This is a genomic window from Rhizobium sp. Root1220 (assembly GCF_001426265.1).
GTDB lineage: Bacteria > Pseudomonadota > Alphaproteobacteria > Rhizobiales > Rhizobiaceae > Rhizobium.
The window spans coordinates 1-1,539 of sequence record NZ_LMDG01000028.1; the positions used below are offsets into that span (position 1 = coordinate 1).

Below are 1,539 nucleotides of genomic sequence, written 5' to 3' on the forward strand. Positions count from 1 at the left end.
GGTGGCGGTGGTCTGTGCGGCGTTAAGCGCCTGCTGCTTTGCAGCCTCGACGGTGTCGCGATAACTGGCCTCGTATTCATCGACCTTCGCCCGAGCTTGATCGACGGGAATATTTTGCGCTTTGGCCAAAGCTTCCGCGGCGCTGGCCTTTGCCTCCGCGATCTTCGACTGATCACCGGTTGTGACAGCCCTCATCGCCGAGACTGCCGCCGCCTGTAGAGCTTGCGGGTCCGTGCCGCCGCTGCTGTCTCGAATTTGACTCTCTATTGCGGCCATGGGGTTGGAAGAAGCGAGCGCTGGGGCGGCCGCTGACACAGCGGTGGCCGTCGCCTGTCCTGCGCTGCCGACGACGCTTGCAAGACCGCTGAACGCGCCTCCCACAAGCGCGCCAACCGATGTGGTGAGGAGGTAGAGCACAACGAGTGTCGTCACCGCCCAGGATGTGATGCCATGAAAGCCGCCGGTTGTTTCACTTGGACGGCGGGAAAGACGGCTGGCGACGTAAGCCCCTATAAACGAAGCCACTATGCCCGCTACGACGAACCAAAGTCCGCCGATGATGGAGAACGAGGAGGCTGTGGGGTTGTCAGTGGTGGCAGGATCGAGAACGGCCGCGCCGATTCCGACCCCTAGCAGGTTCAGCAGAAACTGCGCGGCGAGTGCAATTGCGACGCCCGCAAATACCGCGCCCCAGCATATACGGTTCAGTAGTGTCACGGTCTCTTCGGAAGCGTATGAAGTGCCCGTGGGCGAGTGGGTTGCAATAGGTTGGGACATTGCCAACTCCTTTTGGGGTAACACTCAGGCTGCACCGAAGCTCTTTGCAGCCTCGAATGGTCCTCTGCGGATTAAGTCTGTTGAAAAGCCAACGCATCAGTCAGCGAAACGGACAGCCTTCCAATGATTGCCTGAGAGGAGAACTTGGATGCGGCGGCTTGGTTGCGTTGGAAAATTATGTAATCTGCACATGGCGGTTCAGCACGAAGCTACAATCGCTTTGCGTCGCGTTCCCGCTCACGCCTCCGGCTTGTCAGACGACGGCGATCCAATGCCGGGCCAGCGTCGCGTCCGCCGGAGTTGCCGGTCAATACCAGCGGCCCCGTCCGTAGTAGCCGCCGCCGCCAAGCAGAAGAAGCACAACAACGATAATTAGAAGCGTGGTGATATCCATCGTAGTTCTCCGGGAAGTACCGTCGCCATCTCCATCGCCGTTGCTAGCGATGGACTGCTCAGGACTACTCCCATAAGTCACAACGGGTGCCGCTATGCTTTGTTCCGGTGGAACGCGAATTGCAGAGTACACCAAGCAAGGTCCAAATTATGCTGCACCTCTGCAACTCATTCTTTCCGGAGCGAGCGAACCGGCCTCGGAAACGGGCGTAGCAATCGCTAATCGAGCGACCTGCATATATAAATAGTACGGTGTCTGCTTCTGGCTGATACTGTTGAAAAACTATTGGTGGTGAGAATCTCATCTGTCCCCTTAGAAATTAGCGTCCGTGACACGAACCGCCCGCCGAGATATCGTAATGCCTTTCT

1 protein-coding gene is annotated in these 1,539 nt (G+C 58.0%); it reads right to left on the reverse strand.

Annotated features, from left to right (window positions below):
* A partial coding sequence (locus ASC90_RS17110) for a hypothetical protein (protein WP_056542748.1) occupies positions 1–777 on the reverse strand: 777 nt, incomplete at its 3' end.
* Between the last annotated feature and the right edge of the window lie 762 nt (positions 778–1,539).